Source organism: Paenibacillus oenotherae, from assembly GCF_019443105.1.
GTDB lineage: Bacteria > Bacillota > Bacilli > Paenibacillales > Paenibacillaceae > Paenibacillus_Z > Paenibacillus_Z oenotherae.
In genome coordinates, this window is the sequence record NZ_JAHZIJ010000076.1 from 1 (window position 1) to 743 (window position 743).

Consider the following 743-nt stretch of genomic DNA (forward strand, 5'->3'; position numbering starts at 1 on the left):
ACAACACCCGAAGTCGGTGGGGTAACCGCAAGGAGCCAGCCGCCGAAGGTGGGGTAGATGATTGGGGTGAAGTCGTAACAAGGTAGCCGTATCGGAAGGTGCGGCTGGATCACCTCCTTTCTAAGGATATACCTGACCTCGATGAAGGTCAGATACTATGACAGGTATCGCTCATGTTCAGTTTTGAGAGAGCAAGTCTCTTTCATATACAAAGGTGAGATCAATGGCCTTTAGCTCAGCTGGTTAGAGCGCACCCCTGATAAGGGTGAGGTCGGTGGTTCGAGTCCACTAAGGCCAACCATTTATCATTCCTATGGGGCTATAGCTCAGCTGGGAGAGCGCCTGCCTTGCACGCAGGAGGTCAGGAGTTCGATCCTCCTTGGCTCCACCAAATTCATTGCATTACGATGCAATGCATCTTGCACCTTGAAAACTGGATACGAAAATTGCGTAACATAGAAACATCCTTTAGCTGAGTTTATACCACGCAGTTTCGACTGCAAGGCGAAGGTTGTTCGTATTGAAGCGACTTTTGTAGACATGTTTCTACCGCTAATCATTTAGTGTTCAAGAAATGTTTCTACAACGGAGTCTCAATCGAAGAACCGGAGCTTATGGTTAAGCTACTAAGAGCGCACGGAGGATGCCTAGGCGCCAGGAGTCGATGAAGGACGCGGCGAACAGCGAAATGCCTCGGGGAGCCGTAAGCAGGCTTTGATCCGGGGATGTCCGAATGGGGAAAC

2 tRNA genes and 2 rRNA genes are annotated in these 743 nt (G+C 50.1%); all 4 read left to right on the plus strand.

Annotated elements, in window-relative coordinates:
- Window positions 1-120 (plus strand): 16S ribosomal RNA (locus tag K0T92_RS24585); the annotation flags it as partial.
- 104 nt (window positions 121-224) lie between these two features.
- Window positions 225-301: transfer RNA gene (locus K0T92_RS24590), tRNA-Ile, on the plus strand.
- A gap of 14 nt (window positions 302-315) precedes the next feature.
- Window positions 316-391, plus strand: a tRNA-Ala gene (locus K0T92_RS24595).
- Between the two features lie 225 nt (window positions 392-616).
- Window positions 617-743: ribosomal RNA gene (locus K0T92_RS24600) — 23S ribosomal RNA — on the plus strand; the annotation flags it as partial.